The following is a 22,459-nucleotide window of genomic DNA, read 5'->3' on the forward strand; positions in this document are numbered from 1 at the left end:
GGGCGATATGCGATGAAGCGTATTCTTATCGTTACAGGACAGTCAGGTTCAGGAAAATCATCTGCATTACAGGTGCTTGAAGATTTGGGCTATTATTGTATAGATAATTTACCTTTGGCATTATTGCCTGAAATTGTAGCTAAACTGGATCATGAAAATAATTTAGAGCAGTTAGCTTTAGGTGTGGATATTCGAAGTACTCGTGCGGATATGCAAGAGTTCGATCATGTTTTTGAGCAATTAAAAAAACATGGTACGGTGGATATCATTTATTTAACCACGCAAGATCAAGACTTAGTTGCACGGTTTAGTTCTTCGCGTAGACCACACCCCTTAGCAAATCGTTTTAATAGCCTGTTGCAATGTATACAGGAAGAAAAACAGTTGCTCATCCCGATACAATTCCGCTCTACGGTGCATATTGATACGACGGGTAAAAGTGTCCATGATCTCAAACATATCTTGCTGTCTCGATTGGGGCAGTCTGATAAGTTGATTGTGATTCTACAATCGTTTGGCTATAAACATGGCATTCCGCTTGATGCCGATTATGTATTTGATGTTCGTCATTTACCTAATCCGCACTGGGATTTGGAGTTGCGTCGTCTTTCTGGGTTGGATGATCCCGTCTGCCGTTTTTTAGAAAGCAATCAACAAACCAATGAAATGTTTACCGATATTTATAACTTCTTGGAAAAATGGTTGCCAGCTTTTGCGGAAGGACATCGACATTACATGACTATTTCAGTGGGATGTACAGGTGGGCAACATCGTTCAGTTTATATCGTGGATAGACTCAAACAGGCTCTTAAGGCAAAATGGACTGTCCAAATCTTACATAGAGAAATGAAGCACTGGTCATGATAGACACAACAATTGATGTAATTAATAAACTCGGTTTACATGCACGTGCATCTGGTAAACTTATTGAAGTCACAACCAAGTTTAGCTCTTCGATACAAATTGGTAAGGGTGAAAAATTGATTGATGCAAAAAATATTATGTCATTGTTGATGTTGGGTGCTGGTAAAGGCACAACATTAAGATTGGTGATTGATGGTGCTGATGAAGAAAAAGCACTGGAAGAAATTCAAACGCTGTTCGCAGCAAAATTTTATGAGGCAGAGTAATAGTGGCACGTGGTACCCAACAACGTTATACAGATGAAGATTTTGAGTCATTAGAAGGGCGTGCGAGTAGAACCGAGCAAAAAAAAGCTGTGCAACGTATGGCTGCTTTAGGTGAGCAATTGGCTCAACTCAATCCAAAACAAATTCAAAAGCTTCCTGTCGATGAGCGTTTGATTGATGCATTACTTGAAGTGCAGAAGATCAGTTCATTTGAAGCACGTCGTCGTCAGTTTCAACGTGTTGGTAAGTTATTGCGTAATGAAAATGAAACCACGATTTTATCTTATTTGACACCGCAACAAGGTGCTAAAAAACAAATGCAATTGATGCGTTGGGTAGATCGAATGATTGATCAAGGTGATCCAATCATTAATGAGTTTAGTAAAGTGTTTAATGCTTCTGAACGCCATACTTTGCGCCAGCATGTTTTACGCATTCATCGAGATATCAAACAGCAGGTGAGTGAAGAAGAACTTGCCGCATCCAAGCTCAAATTTGTGAACTATGTACAGCAAGTCGCCTTGTTATCTGATCAAGGTTAAAGCCAAAAGAAGTTTCAGTTGAAACTTCTTTTTTTGTTTTTAGGGGTTAATTCTCAAACGAAACGCTTGCTCGTTCTTTTGCCCATTCTCTTAAAATAAATTTCTGTAATTTCCCTGTCGATGTTTTTGGAATCTCAGTAATCACCACATCTTTAGGAACTTTAAAGCGAGCCAGTTCTTTTTGGCAATGTGCAATAATCTCTTCTGCGGAAGCAGATGCACCTTGCTTCAACTCAATAAATGCACAAGGCACTTCTTGCCAACGTTCATCAGGTTTTGCGACCACTGCGGCTGTGAGTACAGCAGGGTGGCGGTAAAGTACATCTTCGACTTCGAGCGATGAAATATTTTCGCCACCTGAAATGATAATATCTTTAGAGCGATCAGTAATTTTGGCATAACCATCAGGATGGCAAACGGCTAGATCTCCTGTATGAAACCAACCACCTTTAAAAGCTTCTTCAGTTGCTTGTGGATTTTTGAGATAACCTTTCATCACGATATTACCACGGAACATAATTTCGCCCATGGTTTGCCCATCATTCGGTACGGGTTGCATCGTTTCAGGATCAAGTACTCGCATACTGTCTTGGAGTGGATAAGGAACACCTTGACGAGAGTGGAGCTGTGCTTGTTCTTGAATAGATAAGTCACTCCATCCTGCTTGCGAAGCACATAATGCCGATGGACCATATGTTTCTGTCAAACCATAGACATGATTAACATTAATTCCAATATGGCGCATACCTTCAATAATCGCAACGGGCGGGGCAGCTCCAGCAACCATGACTTCAACATGGTGGTTGAAAGCTGTTTTTTGTTCTGCTGGAGTATTGATGAGCATCGATAAGACAATCGGCGCACCGCAGAAATAATCGACTTTGTGTTCAGCGATATATTTAAAAATTAAAACTGGATCAACTCGACGTAAGCAAATATTGGTGCCGCCACTAGCTGCAATTGACCATGCAAAACACCAACCATTACAGTGAAATAGTGGTAGCGTCCATAGATAAACCGCACGAGGTTTCATGCCGCATGCCAAAATATTACTGGCCGCATTAAGGTAAGCACCACGATGGTGATAAACCACACCTTTTGGATTGCCTGTGGTGCCTGAAGTGTAATTCAGACTAATCGCATCCCATTCATCTTGTGGAAGTAGCCATTCAAATTCAGGATTGCCTTTAGCTAACCACGATTCATATTCATATTGCCCAAGTGCAATTTGCTCACCTTCATACTCCTGATCAAATACATCAATCACAATAATATCTTGAGTGATCAGCTTTAATGCTTCTTCAGCAAGTGATTTGAACTCTGGATCGACCAAAAGAACTTTTGATTCTGCATGAGCCAGCATAAAAGCAATGGTTTTGGCATCGAGGCGAGTATTCAGCGTATTGAGTACTGCACCTGCCATTGGTACAGCAAAATGTGCCTCAATCATTGCAGGTATATTCGGCAAGAGTACCGAAACGGTATCATTCTTTTGAATTCCTAACTGAGTGAGCTGATGTGCAAACTGGCGGCAACGTTGATAGCTTTGTTGCCATGTGATTTGACGTTCCCCATGAATAATTGCGGCTTGGTGTGGATAAATATAAGCAGCACGTTCTAAATAACGTAAAGGCGATAAAGCAACGAAATTTGCAGGGGTTCTCGGTAATTCATCATATGCACTAACCATGTGTTTGCTCCATTTGTGTTTTTTTCATTTATATCTATATCAACATAGTGTGTCATTCAGTCTAAATCATTTAGGCTTTAGTCGGAGATGAAGCCTAATCAATCTAGGTTTTTATGATTCAAAGGTTTCATCCTCAACTAAACCTGTGTAAAATCTTGAATACTTTTTTATCCGCCGTTTTTTATCTTTTGAGGTTCGCCTCAATACATAATCTCGCGGTGATATGCTCCTTCGTATAGGGCATCACTCCTTAAGGATTTTATTATGCCAATTATCACTTTGCCAAATGGCGATCAAAAACAGTTTGATCAAGCCGTATCTGTGATGGACGTTGCATTAAGCATTGGTCCTGGTCTTGCGAAAAATACCGTAGCAGGTCGTGTCAATGATCGTTTAGTCGATGCTTCAGACTTGATTACCGAAGATGCAACTGTACAAATTATCACGCCTAAAGATGAAGAAGGCGTAGAAATTATTCGTCACTCTTGCGCACATCTCGTTGGTCACGCTGTTAAGCAGCTGTTTCCAGAAGCAAAAATGGTAATTGGTCCAGTCATTGAAGAAGGTTTCTACTATGACATCTGGATGCCACGTCCTTTTACTTTAGATGATATGGCAGCGATTGAAGAGCGTATGAAAAAGCTCATTGATCAGGATTATCATGTCATCAAAAAAATGACACCACGTGATGAGGTGATTGCAGAATTCACAGCACGTGGCGAAGAATACAAATTGCGCTTGATCGCAGACATGCCGAATGAAACACAAATGGGCTTGTACTACCATCAAGATTATTTGGATATGTGTCGTGGTCCGCACGTACCAAATACTAAATTCTTAAAATCATTCAAGCTCACAAAAATCTCTGGTGCTTACTGGCGTGGTGATGCGAAGAATGAACAGCTTCAACGTATTTATGGTACAGCTTGGGCTGATAAAAAACAGTTAGCTGCATATATCAAACGTATTGAAGAAGCAGAAAAGCGTGACCATCGTAAAATTGGTAAAGCTTTAGATTTATTCCATATGCAAGAAGAAGCACCGGGTATGGTGTTCTGGCATCCAAATGGTTGGACAATCTATCAAGTGCTTGAGCAATACATGCGTAAAGTTCAGCAAGACAATGGCTATTTAGAGATTAAAACGCCGCAAATCGTCGATTTTACGCTTTGGGAAAAATCTGGTCATGCAGCCAACTACGCAGACAACATGTTTACAACTCATTCAGAGAGTCGTAACTATGCTGTTAAGCCAATGAACTGTCCTTGTCACGTACAAGTGTTTAACCAAGGCCTGAAATCTTACCGTGATTTACCAATTCGTTTGGCTGAATTTGGTTCTTGTCACCGTAATGAGCCATCAGGTTCTTTACACGGGATTATGCGTGTTCGTGGATTTACCCAAGATGATGCGCATATTTTCTGTACTAAAGAACAAATTGGTAAAGAAGTTGCTGACTTTATTAAGCTGACTTTAGATGTTTATAAAGACTTTGGCTTTGAAGAAGTACAAATGAAATTGTCTACACGTCCTGAAAAACGTGTCGGTGATGATGCACTTTGGGATTTGGCTGAAAAATCTTTGGCGGATGCTTTAGATAACGCAGGCTTGGCTTGGGATTTACAACCCGGTGAAGGTGCATTCTATGGTCCGAAAATTGAATTTTCATTGAAAGATTGCTTAGGCCGTGTATGGCAGTGCGGTACGATTCAATGTGACTTCAACTTACCAATTCGCTTAGATGCGTCTTATGTCACTGAAGACAATGATCGTGATCAACCAGTCATGCTTCATCGTGCAATTCTTGGTAGTTTTGAGCGTTTTATTGGTATACTAATTGAACACTATGCGGGCTTTATGCCGCCTTGGTTAACACCAATTCAAGCGTGTGTTATGAATATTACTGATTCACAAGCAGAAGCATGTGAACAAGTGGTTGCAAAACTCAAAGAAAATGGTATTCGTGCTATTTCTGACTTGAGAAATGAAAAGATCGGATTTAAGATTCGTGAGCGTACCCTAGAGCGTATTCCTTACCTTCTAGTTCTTGGTGATCGAGAAGTTGAAGAAGGTACTGTTAATGTGCGTACTCGCTCAGGAAAAAATTTAGGTACTATGTCAGTAGATGCATTTATTGACCTAGTGAAATCTGCCGTTGCCGAACGCGGCCGGTACATTGTGGAGTAATAAAGATTAAACAGCCTGACCGTAACCAGCAACAAGGTGCTAAAAGTAACCGTCCTGCAATTAACGAAGAGATCCGTGCGAAAGAAGTACGCCTCGTCGCTGCAGATGGAGAACAAAAAGGTGTTGTTTCATTAACTGAAGCATTACGTGCTGCTGAAGAAGCTAATCTTGACCTTGTTGAGATTGTTGCTAATGCAGAACCGCCTGTTTGTAAAATCATGGACTACAACAAGCACTTATTTGACTTAAAGCAAAAGCAAAAAGATGCGAAGAAAAAACAGCATCAAGTGCAAGTGAAAGAAATCAAGTTACGTCCTGCAACGGACGTAGGTGATTACCAAGTAAAATTGCGTGCAATTTTACGTTTCCTTGAAGAAGGAAATAAGGTAAAAATTACCTTGCGTTTCCGTGGTCGTGAGATGGCACATCAACAGCTTGGTTTGGCTCAATTGCAAAAAATTGAAGCTGACGTTGCTGAGTTTGGCGTAGTTGAACAAGCGCCGAAGATGGAAGGTCGTCAGATGGGCATGTTACTTGGTCCGAAAAAGAAAAAGTAATCATCCAATCATCAAAAAAGCCCTGCTCGAATAGCAGGGCTTTTTTGATTTAAAGCATAATTACTGAGTGCTTACAGTTTTTTCTGTAGAATCAGGCTGATCAAGTAAAAGTTTTTTCTTACCAATTGGGATTTCGCGTGGAAGTTTCTCTTCTGGTATGATTCGTTCCAACTCAATGACCAATAAACCATTCTCATAATCAGCTTGTTGAACTTCAATATGTTCATCTAAGCGTAAAGATAATTTAAAGGCACGACGCGCGATTCCTTTATGCAGATATTCAGTTGTTTCTTTCTGAACAGCCTCAGGTTTACCTGAAATGGTAAGAAGCTGATTTTCTAGACTCAGTCCTAATTCCTCTAGGCTAAAACCTGCGGTAGCCACCACAATGCGATAACGGTTTTCACCAGATTTCTCTATATTATATGGAGGGTAATTGGGTGTATCACTTTGCATGGCGTAGTCAATAAAATCATTTAAACGGTCAAATCCAATGCTACGACGAAATAAAGGATGAAGATTTAGATTACTCATGATTAGAACCTCCTGAGGTCAGCAAAGTTTTAAAAATAAGAAGATAAAACTGAAACCTGCCATGTATAAACATCGACAGAATGTTAAAAATCGTCATTTCTAACACAATAATTAATATATGTTTGGGTTTAAAAAATTCAAGTTAAAGATCTATTTTTTTAAATAAATTTTATATATAATTGATAATTATAAAAAATTATTTTTAATTTGCAGAACTTGTTGTTTCTTTTTAAATCTATTAAGGTGTGTAAAGAGCCACCATCTACGGTGTATGGAGAATAATTTTAAAATGATTGATCTTTATTATTGGGGAACACCCAATGGACATAAAATAACCATTGCACTTGAGGAAATGGGCTTGGATTATCAAATTTTTCCAATTAATATTTTGGAAAATGATCAGTTCCAACCAGACTTCTTAAGAATCTCTCCTAATAATAAAATTCCAGCGATTGTTGATCAAAATGGACCACGAGGTGAATCGATTTCTGTATTTGAATCAGGTGCGATCCTACAATATTTAGGTCGGAAGACTGGATTATTCTATCCTACGGATGAACAAGAGCGAGTTGAAGTAGAGCAATGGTTAATGTGGCAAATGGGTGGGTTTGGTCCAATGCTAGGGCAAAATCATCATTTTAATAAATTTGCACCTGAACGTATTCCTTATGCAATTGATCGTTATATCAATGAGACTAAACGCCTTTACACTGTTTTAAATAAGCAATTGATTGGTCAGAAGTTCGTGGCAGGTGAGTATTCAATTGCTGATATGGCAATCTTGCCTTGGGCATTGCGTTATGAATGGCAAGGCATTCAACTTGAAGATTATCCATATGTGCAAGACTATATTGAACGCTTAACGGCGCGCTCTGCGATACAAAAAGCTTTATCGATCCAAGTCTAATATTTTACCGTGTTTAAGTTTGCCTCATGAGTTATTGGTTGTTGTTTATATCTGCTTTTGGGGCGGCAACCTTATTACCTTTACAGTCGGAAGCAGTATTAATAACCTTATTGATACAAGGGCTTTCCAACCCTCTTTATCTGATCTTGGTTGCAACCATTGGAAATGTCTTGGGTTCATGTGTGAATTGGTGGTTAGGACTGAAAATTGAACATTTTAAAGATAAAAAATGGTTTCCTGTTTCTGGGCAGCGTCTAGAGCAGGCACAACAGATCTATCATAAATATGGTTTTTATTCGCTGCTACTGAGTTGGACACCTGTGATTGGTGATCCGATTACCTTGATTGCAGGATTGATGAAAGAAAATTTTTGGCGATTTTTATTGATTGTCACCATCGCCAAAGGTGGGCGTTATTTAACATTGTATGTGTTATATCTTGGAGTTTTTTGAAAAATAGGGAAAGTTTAACCTTTCCCTAAACCTTTAATGATCAGTACCTTTAGTAATATCGACTTTAAATAAATCGCTGGTTTTAAACCAACAGTAAGTTACAACTGCAAGCGTCATACAACCACCAAATATGGTCGCAGTGATTGTTCCGAGATATTTGGCTGCTAGACCTGATTCAAAAGCCCCGAGTTCATTACTCGATGAAACGAACATTCCATTTACCGCAGCCACTCGACCTCGCATATTTTCAGGTGGGAAAATTTGTAGCACAGTTTGACGAACCACAACAGAAACACTGTCACACGCACCAGTCATGGCTAAGGTAAATAGTGATAGCCATATATTGTTTGAAAAGGCGAACAGAATGGTAAAAATACCAAAGCCAGCGACAGCCAATAACATATTCCGCCAAGCGTTATGCATTGGCGGAAACTTGGTCAGGACAATCATAGTAATCAGTGCGCCGATCGAAGGGGCGGCGCGTAGATAACCTAAACCTTCAGGGCCGACCTTTAAGATTTCTTCTGCAAAAATGGGCAACAGAGCAATCACACCACCAAAGAGTACCGATACCAAGTCTAGTGAGATTGCCCATAAAACAATTTTGGTTTTCAAAATAAAGCGGAAACCATCGGTCAGGCTTTGTAAGACATTCTCAGTTTCCATTTTTGGGAATGTTCGTTTCTGTAAGCAATTAATCAAAATAAAGCAGATTGCCAATAATGCTGATACTGCAAAAAGGCTCGTTTCACGTCCCAGAAATGCCAACATAAAACCACCCAACATTGGCCCAATAATGACACCACTTTGCCAACCGATGGTGGTCCAAGTTGCACCATTTGCATACAGTTCGCGTGGAATTAAAAAGGGTTTGAGTGAAGTGGCTGATGGATTGTAAAAACCCCGAATAGTACCCAAGGCAAATATGACAGCATAGATGCCCCAAGAAAGTGTGCTAATACCAATTTTTTCTAAGCCATGTAAATGAAATAAGCCCCAAAGAACCAAAGGTAAAGGAATGGAAAAGAATAAACAGACCTTCATAATGCTTTGTTTATTCAGTTTATCTGCAACATAACCACCCCATAAAGAAAGCGTGATAAATGGGATTGCTTCAGCTAGACCAATAAAACCCAAGGTTAGGGGATCACGAGTGATTTGATAGAGTGAATAAGCAACAATAATTTCCTGAATTAAAATTGCCAGTGTTAAGCAAAATTGATTCAAGGTCACGATAGAGAAATCTCGATACCGTAACGCGGCGAATGCGTCATTCTGAATATTCATAAGAATAAAGATTTAATAATTTGATTCTATTATAGGCGCTGATTTTGTGGATGTTTCTCATAATTTGAGAATTAATTATGGAAAATAACGTTTGAGAAAAATAAAGTAGTTGCTGTTAAAAAATGAGCATTTTACTTTTGTTTTAAAGGCAGATGCTATATGATACTGCCTTCCTTACCTGCAGGTCGATTTGCAATAGTGCAAACGAGCCGAACAGGTGCCCAAAAGAGGTTACTATGGCTAAGTTAAAAACTCGCCGTGGTGCAGCTAAACGCTTTAAAGCGACTGCAAACGGTTTCAAGCGCAAACAAGCATTCAAGCGCCACATTTTGACCAAAAAATCTGCTAAGCGTATCCGTCAATTGCGCGGTTGTGTAATGGTTCACGTAAGTGACGTTGCATCAGTTCGTGCTATGTGCCCATACATCTAAGGAGATTATAAATGGCTCGTGTAAAACGTGGTGTAGTGGCTCATCGCCGTCACAAAAAAATTCTTGCTCGCGCTAAAGGTTACTATGGTGCTCGTTCACGCGTTTACCGCGTAGCGTTCCAAGCGGTAATCAAAGCTGGTCAATACGCTTACCGTGACCGCCGTCAAAAGAAACGTCAATTCCGTGCTTTATGGATTGCGCGTATCAATGCTGGTGCTCGTCTTAACGGTTTGTCTTACAGTCGTATGATCGATGGCTTGAAAAAAGCGCAAGTAATCATCGACCGTCGCGTATTAGCTGACATCGCTATGCATGATGCGGTTGCATTTGCTGCTTTAGCTGAAAAAGCTAAAGGTGCATTAGCTGCATAAGCTTAGAGATTCAAAGAAGGCCGCTTTTTAGCGGTCTTTTTTATTTTTAGTGAATTGGATTTTCAATAATAGATAATAATCAGAGATAGATGATGCAAGACGAAAAATTTTTAAATGATTTAATTCAACAAGTCCAACAAGGTCAACCATTTAAATATTTATATTTTTGGGGACATACCCCAAAGCAAACCAATCATGTAGACAAAAGTTGTTTTAGCCAGTGGTTTCCATCGCCATTCAAACAGGAGGGTATTGAATATCTCACGGCGGAACATTATATGATGGCGCAAAAAGCAAAACTCTTTAACGATGATGAGATATTTCAACAGATTTTGAAGGTCACACACCCGAATGAAGCAAAACAGCTCGGTCGGAAAGTACAGCATTATGACGAGAAATTGTGGCAGGAAAAGCGTTTTGAGATCGTAGTACAGGCAAATTTGGCTAAATTTTCACAGCATCCTGAACTAAGAGATTTTCTACTTACTACGCATGAACGTATTTTGGTTGAAGCATCGCCTGTCGATCAGATTTGGGGGATTGGTATGGCACAAGATCACGAGCATATCCAAGACCCGAACCAATGGCAGGGGTTAAACTTACTTGGATTTGCGCTGATGCAGGTGCGGTCTCAATTTCTGGCCCAGTAATATTGAGCCTTGGAGAAGAAGCTATACTCTGTACTATATAGCCCTTATAGTCTGCTCAAAGATGTTGATGTTATAACGATACGATTTGATTCAACATATAAATCTGGTTCTATCAACATCTATGAATATGACTGAGCGTTTGATGGGAATTATAGCCCAAAATAATAAGCAACCAGACAAATAATCACGGTTAATATAATCAATTTAATTACGCCAGACGCACCTACTTTATGATGGTTGGACTTATCAATCTGATGTGGAATTTCCATGGTTCGGTCAATGATTTCAGGTTCTTCTGCCGTAAGTTGAGCCGTTTGGTAGTGATTTGCGGTTTTTACAATCAGCTTTGCAAATAAGTCATCAGTTTTTTGTGAAAAATTACGGAGATTAATCTGTTCTTCAGGGCTAATTAACTCACCTGTAGCCGTATAAGGATGCTTTCTTTGTTGTTCTAAATAATCAGTTAATGCTTGTGTGCGATGTAATAATCGATGTGCACAATCCGCTGCATAATCTGTTGGAATCAATGCTAATTGTTTGCTAGAAAGATGTATAAGATCAGCTTCATAACCATAAAAAGGCAAATCTTGTTGTTCTGGCTCTGGAAAATGTTCAGCATATTTACTATCGAACAGTTCTTTCTCCAAGAAAATGGAAACCTGATTCCAATTTACCTTCTGTAAGTCAGTATCAATTTTTTTAGCGAATTTATCATTCAACTCATAACGCCAAAATATTTCTTGGCGGAGTGTTGTTTGTTGAGGTGCCGGCACATTAAAGGCTTGATCACTGTTATCCCATTCAGCCAGTTCATGTCCACAGATCCATGCGGTTTTTTTATTGCCTTGATGGCTCACAATAAAATGCGCAAAGGGAAGCAGCTCTACGTTAGCATTTGGATTTTGCTCATCATTAAGTACGCTAGATAAATGTAGGCTGAGTTTTTTAACACCTTGTTTTTTTAAGCCTTCAAGCCAAATCTGGAAATGTTGTGCCAATAGGTGTTGAGACAGTAAGTCTCTAAAAATGAGTCGATTTTGATTGAAAATCGGATGTTCAATCCAGCGACTAAAATTGAGATTTCCTGCTAAATATTCATTGCCATAAGTCACTAGCGTAAGCTGTTGTTTCCAGATTTGATCAAGCGCCATCGTTATTCTTTCTCATTGACGATATCGGTATCTTATACATTTTATTCAATTGTTGAGTAATTTTTCAGAAATTTTAGTTGATCTGCTTAGGTATCTTGTTGTTTTATTTTTGCATCTATATTTTCAAAAGTACGCTATTTAAACCGCTGTTTATTTTCATCAAACTGGTAAAAAGCTGATAAACTATAGCGTTTTATTATATTTCTATATTTTGTTGCTTTGAGAGTTACTATGTCACTGGAAGCCCTGACCACTGAAGCGCTTGCTGCCATTGCAGCGGCTCAAGACCTTGCTGCACTCGATCAAGTTCGTGTGCAATTTACAGGGAAGAAAAGCCAGCTCGCAGAACAGTCGAAAGCACTTGGAAAAATGGATCCTGAAGAGCGAAAAGTACAAGGTGCTGCGATTCATGCTGTGCGTGAAGCAATCAATGCAGCTTTGACTGAGCGTCAACAGACATTACAACAAGCTGAACTTGCAAAAAAATTAGCAAGTGAAACCATTGATATTACCTTGCCGGGCCGCGGTCAGCGCATGGGAAGTATTCATCCTGTTACTCAAGTACAAGAGCGTATTTGCCAATTCTTTACTAAAGCAGGTTTCCAAGTTGCTCATGGTCCAGAAGTTGAAGATGATTATCACAACTTTGAAGCCTTAAATATTCCGGGACATCACCCAGCCCGTGCGATGCATGACACTTTCTATTTTGATGCAACGCATTTGCTTCGTACCCATACTTCGGGCGTGCAAATTCGAACCATGGAAACTAGTCAGCCGCCAATTCGTATCGTGTGTCCTGGCCGTGTTTATCGTTGTGACTCAGATCAAACCCATTCGCCAATGTTCCATCAGATCGAAGGTTTGTATGTTGCTGAAAATACCAGCTTTGCTGAGTTAAAAGGTTTATTGATTAACCTACTCAATGAGTTCTTTGAAAAAGATTTAAAAGTACGTTTCCGTCCATCTTACTTCCCATTCACTGAGCCAAGCGCTGAAGTGGATATCATGGATGAACGTGGTCGTTGGTTAGAAGTTTTAGGCTGTGGCATGGTACATCCAAATGTACTGCGTGCTGCAGGAATTGATCCTGATAAATACAAAGGCTTTGCCTTTGGTCTAGGGGTAGAGCGTTTTGCAATGTTGCGTTATGGCATCAATGATTTGCGTATGTTCTACCAAAATGACGTGCGTTTCTTACGCCAATTTGCCTAAACAGTTTTTCAGGATTAAAGAAGGTTTATACAAATGAAAATTAGTGAAAATTGGTTACGCAGCTGGGTAAATCCAGCGATTGATAGCGATACATTGTCTGATCAATTGACCATGTTGGGTTTGGAAGTTGATGAGTTAGCGCCTGTTGCAAAACCGTTTACTGGTGTGGTTGTTGGTGAAGTCCTTACGGTTGAACAACATCCAGATGCAGATCGTTTACGTGTGACCACGATTAATATTGGTTCGGGTGAAGCCTTACAGATTGTCTGTGGTGCGCCAAATGTTCGTGTGGGCATGAAAGCTCCTGTTGCAATGATTGGTGCAGTATTGCCAGGTGATTTCAAAATTAAAAAAGGCAAGCTCCGTGGTGTTGAATCACAAGGTATGCTCTGTGGTGCTTCTGAAATTGATTTAGAAGACAAAATTGACGGTTTGTTAGAGTTGCCTGCTGATGCACCAGTGGGGATGAATATTCGTGAATATTTAAAGCTTGATGACAATGTCATTGATATCAGTATCACACCAAACCGTGGTGACTGCTTTAGTATCCGCGGGATTGCCCGTGAAATCGCAGTGATCAATCAGTTAAAGGTGAATGAGCCTGAGATCCAGTCTGTACCTGCAACAATCACAGATGAGAAAGCAGTAACGATTAGCACGGAAGGTACACCACGTTATTTGGGTCGTATTATCAAAAATGTCAATGTCAAAGCGCCGACACCGGAATGGATGGAACAGGCATTGGCACGCTCAGGCATTCGTACGCATAGTATTTTGGTGGATATTACTAACTATGTATTACTCGAGCTTGGTCAACCGATGCATGCCTTTGACTTGGCAAAAATCGAAGGTTCGATTCAAGTGCGCCAAGCGCAGCCACAAGAAAAACTGACTTTGCTCAATGATCAAGAAGTTGAATTGCAAGATGACATCATGGTCATTGCAGATGATCAGAAAGTATTGGCAATGGCAGGCATTATGGGCGGGCTGGATTCATCGGTAACTGATGAGACTCAAGATATCTTCCTCGAAAGTGCGTTCTTTGCGCCTTTAGCTATTGCAGGGCGTGCTCGTCGTTTCGGTTTGCATACTGACTCATCACAGCGCTACGAACGTGGCGTTGACTTTGAATTGCCGATGATTGCTATGTACCGTGCTTCTGAGCTGATTCAAGCCTTTGCTGGTGGAGAATTTGGTCCAATTACGGTTGCTGAGCAAGAGCCTTTATTGCCGAAACGTGAAGCGATTACATTACAACAAGCGCAAGTAGACCAGTTGTTGGGTTATCAAGTTGCTGGCGATTTTATTGCGGATGCGTTAACACGGTTGGGCTGTGTGGTTGAAAGCAAAGCTGAAGGTGAGTGGAGCGTAGTTCCACCATCACATCGCTATGATATGGCAATTTATCAAGACTTGATTGAAGAAGTTGCACGTATTCACGGCTATGACAACATTCAGATCAGTTTGCCAAAAATTGATGTGACATTGGAGAAATATCAAGATCGTTTTGAAATCGCTCAATTACGCCAAACGATAGCAGCTTTGGGTTACCAAGAAGCGATTAGTTTTAGCTTTGCCGATGCAAAACTTGAGAAGCAATTGAATCCAAACGTACAGCCATTAATGCTTGCCAACCCAATTTCAAGTGACTTGGCTGCAATGCGTAGTACTTTGTTATCCAGCCTGATTCCTTGTGTCCAGTACAATTTAAACCGTCAGCAGCAGCGTGTCCGTTTCTTTGAACTGGGCTTACGTTTTGATTATCAAAATGCACAAAGTATTCATGACCTGAAACAGATTCCGACTCTGGCCTTGATTGCGGTTGGTTCACGTGTACCAGAATCTTGGCATGCAAAACCACAGATAATGGATTTCTTTGATTTCAAGGGTGAGGTGGAAGAAATTCTGGCTGCGGGGCGTGTAAAGGCTGAATTTGTCCGTACTGAGCGTGCATGGCTGCATCCAGGTCAATCTGCGGAAATTGTGGTGGATGGACAGTCGATTGGTTACTTGGGGCGTTTACACCCGTCACTGGAAAATGAACTCGATTTGGGCACAACATGGGTGGCAGAACTGGATCAGCAGGCTGTTTTGCAATCTTATGTATCTAATTTTACAGAATTATCACGTTTTCCATCGGTTAGACGTGATATTGCGCTTTTAATCTCTGATAATATTGAGGTTAGAGATATTCAGCGCTTAATTGAGCAGACTGGTGGTGAGTTACTCGACTCAACATGGTTGTTCGATGTGTATACGGGTCAAGGGGTTGAACAAGGCAAGCGCTCTTTAGCTTTTGCAGTGTTGTGGCAACATCCAGCACGTACGCTTGAAGATGCTGAAATTAAATCTGGTATGGATAACATTATTCAAGTGTTGGAAGACACTTACCAAGCGACATTGAGGGCCTCATGACAGCATTAACAAAAGCAGAGATGGCGGACCATTTAAGTGAGCTTACTAGCTTAAATCGCCGTGAAGCAAAACAGATGGTTGAGTTGTTTTTTGATGAGATCAGCCAAGCATTAATTGCGGGTGAACAAGTCAAACTTTCTGGTTTCGGTAATTTTGAATTACGTGATAAACGTGAGCGTCCAGGACGCAATCCAAAAACGGGTGAAGAAATCCCGATTTCTGCCCGCCGAGTGGTTACGTTTAGAGCGGGTCAAAAATTTAGACAGCGCGTTGGAAATGAGCAGATCGATTGATCTGCTTTTTTTATAGTGATATTTTTATTTGATTAAAAATCTAGGCGTAAAAAAAGAGAACCTATAATGGTTCTCTTTTTGATAATCTAAAAATATTAGATTATTGAGCAGCAGAAGCTGGAGCAGCTTCAGAAGCAGCAACGTCAGAAGCAGCAGCAGCAACGTCAGAAGCAGCAGCAGCAACGTCAGAAGCAGCAGCTTCAACAGCAGTAGTAGCTTCAGAAGCAGCAGCTACAGCTTCAGACGCAGCAGCGTTAGCATCAGCAGCAGGAGCTTCTTCTTTCTTAGAGCAACCAACGAAAGCTAAAGTAGTAGCAATAGCAGCAGCAACAGCGAATTTTTTGAATAACATGGCATCACTCTCATAAAATTGTGAGATTAAAAAAAACCTAGAGTTAGTCTGTTTGTGCTTTTATTATTCCTAAACGCTTTAGGTAACAACGCAGGGAGCAGCCTAACTGGTCTGCTGCTATCCTATCAAAGCAGATCATGAATTACTACTGTTCTGTCCAACAAAACGACAAAAATGGGCAGAATTTGGCTATTTTTTGATAGAAAAAAACTATGGAAATTAAAATTAAAATCGGTATTTTGTTGTTTTTATCATTGAAATTAATTTTAAATTTATTAAAAACAAAGATTTATTGTTTTATTGGAATTTTAAAATAATCTGTAAATATTATGTAAGTTTGTCAACCAAATAAAAAAGGCTACCATAAAGGTAGCCTTTTTTAATGCACTTATCTTATGTCGATGCTTTACGTTTCATTTGATCAAAGAAGTCATCATTAGTTTTGGTTTCCTTCATACGATCTAATAAGAATTCCATTGCAGCAAGTTCATCCATAGGGTGAAGCAATTTGCGTAAAATCCAAACTTTACGTAGATTTTCTTCGCTCATTAGGCGCTCTTCACGACGAGTTCCAGATTTTTTGATATTCATTGCAGGGAATACTCGTTTCTCTGCGATACGGCGATCCAGCGTAATTTCTTGGTTACCTGTACCTTTAAATTCTTCGTAAATTACATCATCCATTTTACTGCCTGTTTCGATCAAAGCAGTTGAAATGATGGTTAGAGAACCACCTTCTTCGATGTTACGCGCAGCACCGAAGAAACGTTTAGGACGTTCTAATGCATGAGCATCCACACCACCGGTTAATACCTTACCTGATGACGGGATCACAGTGTTGTAGGCACGCGCAAGACGAGTAATTGAGTCAAGTAAAATCACAACGTCTTTTTTATGCTCAACTAAACGTTTTGCTTTCTCAATCACCATTTCTGCAACCTGAACATGGCGAGCAGGTGCTTCATCAAATGTTGATGCCACAACTTCACCGCGAACAGTACGTTCCATTTCTGTAACTTCCTCAGGACGTTCGTCAATCAAAAGTACGATTAAGAACACTTCGGGATTATTACGCACAATTGATTGAGCAATGTTTTGTAATAGCATTGTTTTACCCGCTTTAGGCGGTGCAACAATAATAGAACGTTGACCTTTACCAATCGGAGCAACCAAGTCGACCACACGAGCTGTGAGATCTTCAGTTGTACCGTTGCCCAATTCCATAATCAGTTGTTCTGTTGGGAAGAGAGGGGTTAAGTTCTCGAATAAAATTTTATTACGCGAGTTCTCAGGTGTGTCATAGTTAATTTGATTAACTTTCAGTAATGCAAAGTAACGTTCGCCTTCTTTTGGTGGACGAATAGTACCTGTAATGGTATCGCCTGTGCGTAAGTTAAAACGGCGAATTTGTGATGGGCTGACATAGATATCATCTGGTCCTGCTAAATATGAACCAGCAGCAGAGCGTAAAAAGCCAAAACCATCTGAAAGAATTTCGAGAACACCATCACCAAAAATTTCTTCGCCATTCATGGCATGGCGTTTTAAAATGGCAAAAATAATATCTTGTTTACGGTTACGTGCCATGCCTTCAAGGCCCATAAACTCCGCAATTTTAATGAGTTCGCCAATGGGTTTTTTCTTGAGTTCAGTTAAGTTCATAAGTGGTCAGACAGAATGGAATAAGTGGAGGAGTGTTTGGAAAGAATAAAAAAATCGACCGCATACATACATGCTGATGTAATTGTATAGTTACACAACCACAATTCAGTAGTCTGGTTCATTGTTTCAGAGAGAAATGTGAAAACAATTATTATTGCCGAGCGGCGATCTTATGTTTGTGTCTTGTAAGAAACGCGATGAAGTAGATTCCATTCAAAGCTTCTTGATCCAAGAATATAAGCGAAACTAAGAAATTTGTCAATTTTTACTGAGAAATACGTCGCTTAATTTAGACGTATTTCTCTTATTTATGCGGTCAAAATTTGATTAGATATTTTGATCAATAAATGCTGCAAGTTTAGAACGAGGTGCTGCACCGACTTGTTGCGCAACAACTTCGCCATTTTTAAACATTAATAATGCTGGAATGTTACGAATGTTGTACTTCACAGCAGTGTCTTCACATGCAGTCACGTCAACTTTAACGATTTTGACTTTTCCTGCATATTCATTTGAAAGGTCTTCAAGCACTGGTGCAATCGCTTTACATGGCGCACACCAGCCAGCCCAGAAGTCAACAAGTACAGGAGTTTCAGCATTTAAAACATCTGCTTGGAAGTTTTCATCAGTTGTATTAACAATAGTCGCAGACATAAGGTTACTCCAAATTTAATAAATAAAGTGCAAATTCGTTCATCATCAGCATGAATCTTACATTGCTACTTTACTCAATGTAAGGGTTTGTTCTGATTATTCAAGTTTCAAAATGAAAAGTCTAATGGATGCTCACGATGTTGATTATCGGCTTCTACAATCATTTATAGCTCAAAAGCGAAAATACGCACCTATTATTGCTTAAAATGACTTTAAAATTATTGGCGTGTGAATTACTCTAATGCGTGAATTGAGCATAGGTTTATATGAATAATGTCTGATTTTCTGATTGATGAAGAATTACTTGCTGCAATTGATATGGGGTCGAATAGTTTCCACTTGGCGATTGCTCGTGTTGATCACGGTGAAGTGAAAAAAGTTGCTTCAATGTCAGAAAAAGTACAATTAGCAGCTGGGCTGGATGAAAATAAAAATTTAACAGAAGCTGCGCAACAGCGTGGACTTGCGTGTTTGGCTCGTTTCGTAGGTCGTTTAAGCTCTGTTCAAGCAAATCGTCTAAGAATTGTGGCGACAAATGCTTTAAGACAAGCAAAAAATGGTCATGAATTTATTCAAAAAGCAGCTGAAATTTTACCAAAACCCATTGAGATTATTGCTGGACGTGAAGAAGCACGTCTGATTTATTTAGGCGTTTCACACACGATGGCTAATGGTGGTCGACGTTTAGTGATTGATATTGGTGGTGGTTCAACAGAGTTCATCATTGGCGAAGAGTTTGAACCGCTACACACTGAATCGTTGCAAATGGGTTGTGTCGCTTACAGTAAAGCTTATTTTGCTGATGGTGAGATTTCAAGCAAGGCTTTTGATAAAGCTGTTGTCGCAGCGCGTAAAGAACTCTCTGCGATAGCCAACACCTATAAAGCAGAAGGTTGGGATACTGTTGTTGGCTCAAGTGGAACAATCAAAGCTTGTCGTCAAATTACTGTAAATCTTGGTTTGAGCGATGAACAAGAAAATTTAACTCGTGAAGGTTTATATAAGTTAAAAGATCGTTTGCTCAAATTTAAACATATTTCTGAAATTGATTTTGAAGGTCTACGTGAAGATCGACGAGCAGTTTTGCCAGCAGGTCTTGCGATTTTATATGCCATTTTTGAAGTGTTAGAGCTTGATAAATTGGCATATTCTGATGGTGCTTTGCGTGAAGGCGTGATGTATGACTTACTTGGTCGCTTCAAACATGAAGATATTCGTGACCGAAGTGTGCAAGCCTTAATGGGACGTTATAATGCAGACCCAAAGCAAGCGGAACGTGTCGTAAATACAGCACAACAGCTATTTGATGGTGTGGCGAATGCTTTAAATTTAACGACTGAAGACAGTGACTTACTGCGTCGTGCAGCTTATTTGCATGAAATCGGTTTAGCAATTAGCCATGGTGGCTACCATCGTCATGGTGCATATTTATTACAGCACTCCGATATTCCCGGTTTTTCACAAATTGATCAAAATCATCTATCTCATTTAGTTTCACATCATCGTCGTAAGTTACGGGCTGATGCAAAAAATGACGTTCTAAAAGTTGGTGGTAGTCATTTATTGTATCTCTGCTTGTTGCTTCGTCTCGCTGTTTTGCTGAACCATAGTCGTAGTGATCAGATGCTTCCTGCCATTGAACTGAGCGTTGGAAATGATCAACAATGGCAACTCAGCGTTTCTGGTGATGCTAAACAATGGCCTTTATTGGTTGCAGACTTGCATGATGAGCAAGTGCAATTTAAACATTGGGACATTGAGTTAAATATTCAGTCAGACAATTTTGTTGATTAACAATATATCCTTGTTAGGGATTATCTACGACTTATGAAAAATAAAGCAACTCAGTCCAAGTCTTGGGCTACGGTTCAAATTGCACGACATCCTGAACGTCCGCAATTTCTAGATTATGTCAGTGAAATCTTTACTGAATTTGATGCTCTTCATGGTGACCGTTTATATGGTGACGATGGTGCTATGATTGGCGGTTTAGCTCGTTTCGATGGACAGCCAGTGATGGTGGTTGGTCAACATCGTGGTCGCAGTACGCGTGAAAAATTACAACATAACTTCGGTATGTGTAATCCAGAAGGTTATCGTAAATCACAGCGTTTACTTGATATGGCTGAACGTTTTAATCTTCCAGTATTTACTTTTGTCGATACCATGGGAGCTTATCCTGGTGTTGGTGCTGAAGAGCGTGGTCAAGCAGAAGCAATTGCAACAAGTTTAGCGCAACTTTCTAGTTTAAAAGTACCTGTGATTGCGACTGTACTTGGTGAAGGCGGTTCTGGCGGGGCACTTGGTATTGGTGTCGCTGACCGCGTGATTATGCTATCGCATAGTATTTACTCAGTCATTTCACCTGAAGGCTGTGCTTCGATTTTATGGAAAACAGCGGACAAAGCTGCACAAGCCAGTGAAGCGCTCGCATTAACTGCCGACAAGCTGAAAGCTTTAGGTATTGTTGAGTATGTGGTGGATGAGGGTGAGGGTGCTCACTTACAACCTGAAAAAGTCATGCATGATTTGAAAGATGTACTCAAACAAGCCTTAGAAGAATTGCAACCGATGGATGCTCAAGCACGATGCGAAGCACGTTATCAACGTTTAATGAAGTTTGGCAGCAGCAATTTAGGCATCGCGTCTTAGCACAAACACAGCATTTTTCTAAAGATACTCAATTCTTAATTGGGTGCAGCGGCGGCATGGATTCCATGCTGTTGCTGTATCTGATGTCTGAACTTTTCCCCACCCGAACCCGCGCGATATATATTGATCATCAACTTCAATCGATGAGTGAAGAATGGGGTAATTTAGTACAAAAACACGCTGATGCGCTAAAGATTCCTTGTGTTTTGCAAAAAGTCTCCGTCGAGTCAGGTAATCTAGAGCAACAAGCACGAGATGCGCGCTATCAAGCTTATCATAGACATTTAACTGAGAATGACATTTTAGTACTTGGGCATCATCAGCAAGATCAAGCGGAAACGCTGTTATTACGATTATTTTCTGGTGCAGGTGTCAATGGTTTGGCCGCGATGCAGCAAATTGATGTTCGGCAAGATATGACCATTTGGCGACCATTTTTAGCTCTGAGTCGTGAGCAAATTGAGAAATGGTCACAGCAACTGGGTTTTGATTATGTGACTGATCTCACCAATCACGATACGCATTATGATCGGGCATGGTGTCGAGAAGAGTTATGGCCTGTATTAGAAAATCGCTTCCCTAAAATGCAGTCAGCTGTGTCACGAACGAGTTATCTGATGCAAGATGCTGCAGAAATTTTAGATGATGTGCTGCAAAGTGATTGGAAATTATGTGCAACTGAGAATGAGCTGGATTTAACTTGTCTGTTGGAGCTATCTGATGCACGAAAACGTCAATTGCTGTCTGCTTGGATAAAAGGTAAGGATCAATATCGCCCAAGCTACGATATGGTACAACGCTTACAACAAGAGGTTATTCTGGCAAAACCAGATGCTCAGGCAATTTTACATATCAATCAACACTATTTTGTTCGCTATCAGAAAAAATTATATCGTTTAACTCACAACCAATTATATGCAGAAAAACAATCTACCATTCTGCCTGCATTATTAGAGCGATATGAAATGGGTGAAACGATCAAAGTTGCGGCTGGAACGTTTAAGATCGAATCTCAAGCGATTGGTTTTTCATCCCAGCTTTTAGGGCGAGAGTTAAAGCTGCTGAAACGCCTAGGAGGGGAAAAAATTCATCTCTATGGTCGAGTTGGACATTGGCCACTGAAAAAAGCCATTCAAGATGCACAGATTTTGCCTTGGTTACGTCATACAATTCAAATATTGGTCGTAGATAATGTTATGCTTGGGGTTTTTAGCCCAAAGGGTTTTTGGTTGGCGCAATCTGATTATTTAGAGCAGGGCGGTTGGCAACCAAGTTTAATTTCTGACTGCAATGACTTTTTTCAGCAATCTTTTTCATATGATGAGTAGGA

At 40.1% G+C, this 22,459-nt stretch carries 23 protein-coding genes; 16 read left to right on the forward strand and 7 right to left on the reverse strand.

Features of this window, described 5'->3' with window-relative positions; all coding sequences use genetic code 11:
* The first annotated feature begins 12 nt into the window (after nt 1–12).
* Genes rapZ through yjgA form a run of 3 tightly spaced genes read left to right on the forward strand, consistent with a single transcriptional unit; the run spans nt 13 to nt 1,672 of the window.
* The gene (gene rapZ, locus CDG55_RS03845; RefSeq protein ID WP_004664195.1) at nt 13–864 is read left to right on the forward strand and encodes an RNase adapter RapZ; all 852 of its coding nucleotides are present in this window, start codon (nt 13–15) and stop codon (nt 862–864) included.
* A complete protein-coding gene (locus CDG55_RS03850; RefSeq protein ID WP_004664196.1) occupies nt 861–1,130 on the forward strand; it encodes an HPr family phosphocarrier protein in 270 nt (89 codons plus the stop codon). The genes rapZ and CDG55_RS03850 overlap by 4 nt, the downstream gene beginning before the upstream one ends.
* 2 nt (nt 1,131–1,132) lie before the next feature.
* Nucleotides 1,133–1,672, forward strand: a complete 540-nt coding sequence (yjgA, locus tag CDG55_RS03855) for a ribosome biogenesis factor YjgA (protein ID WP_005164369.1) — start codon at nt 1,133–1,135, stop codon at nt 1,670–1,672.
* Nucleotides 1,673–1,718: 46 nt separating this feature from the next.
* On the opposite strand, the gene CDG55_RS03860 is transcribed toward yjgA, so the two are convergent.
* Nucleotides 1,719–3,362, reverse strand: a complete 1,644-nt coding sequence (locus tag CDG55_RS03860; RefSeq protein WP_087536601.1) for an acyl-CoA synthetase — start codon at nt 3,360–3,362, stop codon at nt 1,719–1,721.
* A 264-nt stretch (nt 3,363–3,626) separates the two neighbouring features.
* Between CDG55_RS03860 and thrS the strand changes: the two genes are divergently transcribed.
* Nucleotides 3,627–5,549, forward strand: coding sequence for a threonine--tRNA ligase (gene thrS / locus CDG55_RS03865; RefSeq protein ID WP_087536602.1), 1,923 nt, complete (start codon nt 3,627–3,629; stop codon nt 5,547–5,549).
* Nucleotides 5,550–5,554: 5 nt separating this feature from the next.
* Entirely contained in the window at nt 5,555–6,106 is a 552-nt protein-coding gene (gene infC / locus CDG55_RS03870) for a translation initiation factor IF-3 (RefSeq protein WP_081399795.1), read from the forward strand.
* 60 nt (nt 6,107–6,166) lie between these two features.
* On the opposite strand, the gene CDG55_RS03875 is transcribed toward infC, so the two are convergent.
* Nucleotides 6,167–6,640 carry an Hsp20 family protein gene (locus tag CDG55_RS03875; RefSeq protein WP_087536603.1) on the reverse strand — a complete coding sequence of 158 codons (474 nt, stop codon included), beginning with the start codon at nt 6,638–6,640 and terminating at the stop codon, nt 6,167–6,169.
* 289 nt (nt 6,641–6,929) lie between these two features.
* On the opposite strand from CDG55_RS03875, the gene CDG55_RS03880 reads away from it, so the two are divergent.
* Entirely contained in the window at nt 6,930–7,547 is a 618-nt protein-coding gene (locus CDG55_RS03880) for a glutathione S-transferase N-terminal domain-containing protein (protein WP_087536604.1), read from the forward strand.
* Between the two features lie 26 nt (nt 7,548–7,573).
* Complete coding sequence (locus CDG55_RS03885; RefSeq protein ID WP_087536605.1) at nt 7,574–7,999, forward strand: YqaA family protein; 426 nt, start codon at nt 7,574–7,576, stop codon at nt 7,997–7,999.
* Between the two features lie 33 nt (nt 8,000–8,032).
* Here the strand turns inward: CDG55_RS03885 and CDG55_RS03890 are convergent, their stop codons facing one another.
* A complete protein-coding gene (locus tag CDG55_RS03890) occupies nt 8,033–9,286 on the reverse strand; it encodes an MFS transporter (RefSeq protein WP_087536606.1) in 1,254 nt (417 codons plus the stop codon).
* A gap of 236 nt (nt 9,287–9,522) precedes the next feature.
* Here CDG55_RS03890 and rpmI point away from each other — a divergent pair, with 236 nt between their 5' ends.
* From rpmI to CDG55_RS03905, 3 genes are all read left to right on the forward strand, one after another.
* Nucleotides 9,523–9,717 carry a 50S ribosomal protein L35 gene (gene rpmI / locus CDG55_RS03895; RefSeq protein ID WP_004637967.1) on the forward strand — a complete coding sequence of 65 codons (195 nt, stop codon included), beginning with the start codon at nt 9,523–9,525 and terminating at the stop codon, nt 9,715–9,717.
* 11 nt (nt 9,718–9,728) lie between these two features.
* A complete protein-coding gene (rplT, locus tag CDG55_RS03900) occupies nt 9,729–10,088 on the forward strand; it encodes a 50S ribosomal protein L20 (protein WP_004664213.1) in 360 nt (119 codons plus the stop codon).
* A gap of 92 nt (nt 10,089–10,180) precedes the next feature.
* Complete coding sequence (locus tag CDG55_RS03905) at nt 10,181–10,738, forward strand: NADAR family protein (protein WP_087536624.1); 558 nt, start codon at nt 10,181–10,183, stop codon at nt 10,736–10,738.
* 149 nt (nt 10,739–10,887) lie between these two features.
* On the opposite strand, the gene CDG55_RS03910 is transcribed toward CDG55_RS03905, so the two are convergent.
* Complete coding sequence (locus CDG55_RS03910; protein WP_087536607.1) at nt 10,888–11,889, reverse strand: hypothetical protein; 1,002 nt, start codon at nt 11,887–11,889, stop codon at nt 10,888–10,890.
* A gap of 231 nt (nt 11,890–12,120) precedes the next feature.
* Between CDG55_RS03910 and pheS the strand changes: the two genes are divergently transcribed.
* From pheS to CDG55_RS03925, 3 genes are read left to right on the forward strand one after another with little or no spacing between them, the layout of a single operon-like run.
* On the forward strand, nt 12,121–13,101 hold the full coding sequence (pheS, locus tag CDG55_RS03915; protein ID WP_004664219.1) for a phenylalanine--tRNA ligase subunit alpha: 981 nt from the start codon (nt 12,121–12,123) through the stop codon (nt 13,099–13,101).
* Between the two features lie 33 nt (nt 13,102–13,134).
* Entirely contained in the window at nt 13,135–15,516 is a 2,382-nt protein-coding gene (gene pheT, locus CDG55_RS03920) for a phenylalanine--tRNA ligase subunit beta (protein WP_087536608.1), read from the forward strand.
* Nucleotides 15,513–15,809 carry an integration host factor subunit alpha gene (locus CDG55_RS03925; RefSeq protein WP_004664224.1) on the forward strand — a complete coding sequence of 99 codons (297 nt, stop codon included), beginning with the start codon at nt 15,513–15,515 and terminating at the stop codon, nt 15,807–15,809. The genes pheT and CDG55_RS03925 overlap by 4 nt, the downstream gene beginning before the upstream one ends.
* A gap of 100 nt (nt 15,810–15,909) precedes the next feature.
* Here the strand turns inward: CDG55_RS03925 and CDG55_RS03930 are convergent, their stop codons facing one another.
* The 3 genes from CDG55_RS03930 to trxA all read right to left on the reverse strand — a co-directional run bounded on the left by CDG55_RS03930 (nt 15,910) and on the right by trxA (nt 18,477).
* The gene (locus CDG55_RS03930) at nt 15,910–16,161 is read right to left on the reverse strand and encodes a hypothetical protein (protein WP_004664225.1); all 252 of its coding nucleotides are present in this window, start codon (nt 16,159–16,161) and stop codon (nt 15,910–15,912) included.
* Between the two features lie 393 nt (nt 16,162–16,554).
* Nucleotides 16,555–17,823, reverse strand: coding sequence for a transcription termination factor Rho (gene rho / locus CDG55_RS03935; protein WP_004664227.1), 1,269 nt, complete (start codon nt 17,821–17,823; stop codon nt 16,555–16,557).
* Between the two features lie 327 nt (nt 17,824–18,150).
* The gene (trxA, locus tag CDG55_RS03940) at nt 18,151–18,477 is read right to left on the reverse strand and encodes a thioredoxin (protein ID WP_087536609.1); all 327 of its coding nucleotides are present in this window, start codon (nt 18,475–18,477) and stop codon (nt 18,151–18,153) included.
* A gap of 273 nt (nt 18,478–18,750) precedes the next feature.
* Here trxA and ppx point away from each other — a divergent pair, with 273 nt between their 5' ends.
* The 3 genes from ppx to tilS are packed head-to-tail and all read left to right on the forward strand — an operon-like array spanning nt 18,751 to nt 22,457.
* Entirely contained in the window at nt 18,751–20,271 is a 1,521-nt protein-coding gene (ppx, locus tag CDG55_RS03945; RefSeq protein WP_087536610.1) for an exopolyphosphatase, read from the forward strand.
* A gap of 33 nt (nt 20,272–20,304) precedes the next feature.
* The gene (locus CDG55_RS03950) at nt 20,305–21,129 is read left to right on the forward strand and encodes an acetyl-CoA carboxylase carboxyltransferase subunit alpha (protein WP_087536611.1); all 825 of its coding nucleotides are present in this window, start codon (nt 20,305–20,307) and stop codon (nt 21,127–21,129) included.
* Nucleotides 21,130–21,185: 56 nt separating this feature from the next.
* Entirely contained in the window at nt 21,186–22,457 is a 1,272-nt protein-coding gene (gene tilS / locus CDG55_RS03955; protein WP_265736133.1) for a tRNA lysidine(34) synthetase TilS, read from the forward strand.
* The last annotated feature ends 2 nt before the right edge of the window (nt 22,458–22,459 follow it).

The organism is Acinetobacter sp. WCHA45 (assembly GCF_002165255.2).
Lineage (GTDB): Bacteria > Pseudomonadota > Gammaproteobacteria > Pseudomonadales > Moraxellaceae > Acinetobacter.

What these genes read in the sequence shown, in the direction of transcription:
- CDG55_RS03890 (WP_087536606.1), bottom strand. Translation starts at nt 9,286, where the DNA reads ATGAATATTCAGAATGACGCATTCGCCGCGTTACGGTATCGAGATTTC.
- CDG55_RS03910 (WP_087536607.1), bottom strand. Translation starts at nt 11,889, where the DNA reads ATGGCGCTTGATCAAATCTGGAAACAACAGCTTACGCTAGTGACTTAT.
- CDG55_RS03860 (WP_087536601.1), bottom strand. Translation starts at nt 3,362, where the DNA reads ATGGTTAGTGCATATGATGAATTACCGAGAACCCCTGCAAATTTCGTT.
- CDG55_RS03850 (WP_004664196.1), top strand. Translation starts at nt 861, where the DNA reads ATGATAGACACAACAATTGATGTAATTAATAAACTCGGTTTACATGCA.
- rplT (WP_004664213.1), top strand. Translation starts at nt 9,729, where the DNA reads ATGGCTCGTGTAAAACGTGGTGTAGTGGCTCATCGCCGTCACAAAAAA.
- CDG55_RS03880 (WP_087536604.1), top strand. Translation starts at nt 6,930, where the DNA reads ATGATTGATCTTTATTATTGGGGAACACCCAATGGACATAAAATAACC.
- thrS (WP_087536602.1), top strand. Translation starts at nt 3,627, where the DNA reads ATGCCAATTATCACTTTGCCAAATGGCGATCAAAAACAGTTTGATCAA.
- CDG55_RS03930 (WP_004664225.1), bottom strand. Translation starts at nt 16,161, where the DNA reads ATGTTATTCAAAAAATTCGCTGTTGCTGCTGCTATTGCTACTACTTTA.
- CDG55_RS03905 (WP_087536624.1), top strand. Translation starts at nt 10,181, where the DNA reads ATGCAAGACGAAAAATTTTTAAATGATTTAATTCAACAAGTCCAACAA.
- ppx (WP_087536610.1), top strand. Translation starts at nt 18,751, where the DNA reads ATGTCTGATTTTCTGATTGATGAAGAATTACTTGCTGCAATTGATATG.
- rpmI (WP_004637967.1), top strand. Translation starts at nt 9,523, where the DNA reads ATGGCTAAGTTAAAAACTCGCCGTGGTGCAGCTAAACGCTTTAAAGCG.
- CDG55_RS03885 (WP_087536605.1), top strand. Translation starts at nt 7,574, where the DNA reads ATGAGTTATTGGTTGTTGTTTATATCTGCTTTTGGGGCGGCAACCTTA.
- rho (WP_004664227.1), bottom strand. Translation starts at nt 17,823, where the DNA reads ATGAACTTAACTGAACTCAAGAAAAAACCCATTGGCGAACTCATTAAA.
- tilS (WP_265736133.1), top strand. Translation starts at nt 21,186, where the DNA reads ATGGATTCCATGCTGTTGCTGTATCTGATGTCTGAACTTTTCCCCACC.
- CDG55_RS03950 (WP_087536611.1), top strand. Translation starts at nt 20,305, where the DNA reads ATGAAAAATAAAGCAACTCAGTCCAAGTCTTGGGCTACGGTTCAAATT.
- pheT (WP_087536608.1), top strand. Translation starts at nt 13,135, where the DNA reads ATGAAAATTAGTGAAAATTGGTTACGCAGCTGGGTAAATCCAGCGATT.
- pheS (WP_004664219.1), top strand. Translation starts at nt 12,121, where the DNA reads ATGTCACTGGAAGCCCTGACCACTGAAGCGCTTGCTGCCATTGCAGCG.
- trxA (WP_087536609.1), bottom strand. Translation starts at nt 18,477, where the DNA reads ATGTCTGCGACTATTGTTAATACAACTGATGAAAACTTCCAAGCAGAT.
- CDG55_RS03925 (WP_004664224.1), top strand. Translation starts at nt 15,513, where the DNA reads ATGACAGCATTAACAAAAGCAGAGATGGCGGACCATTTAAGTGAGCTT.
- rapZ (WP_004664195.1), top strand. Translation starts at nt 13, where the DNA reads ATGAAGCGTATTCTTATCGTTACAGGACAGTCAGGTTCAGGAAAATCA.
- CDG55_RS03875 (WP_087536603.1), bottom strand. Translation starts at nt 6,640, where the DNA reads ATGAGTAATCTAAATCTTCATCCTTTATTTCGTCGTAGCATTGGATTT.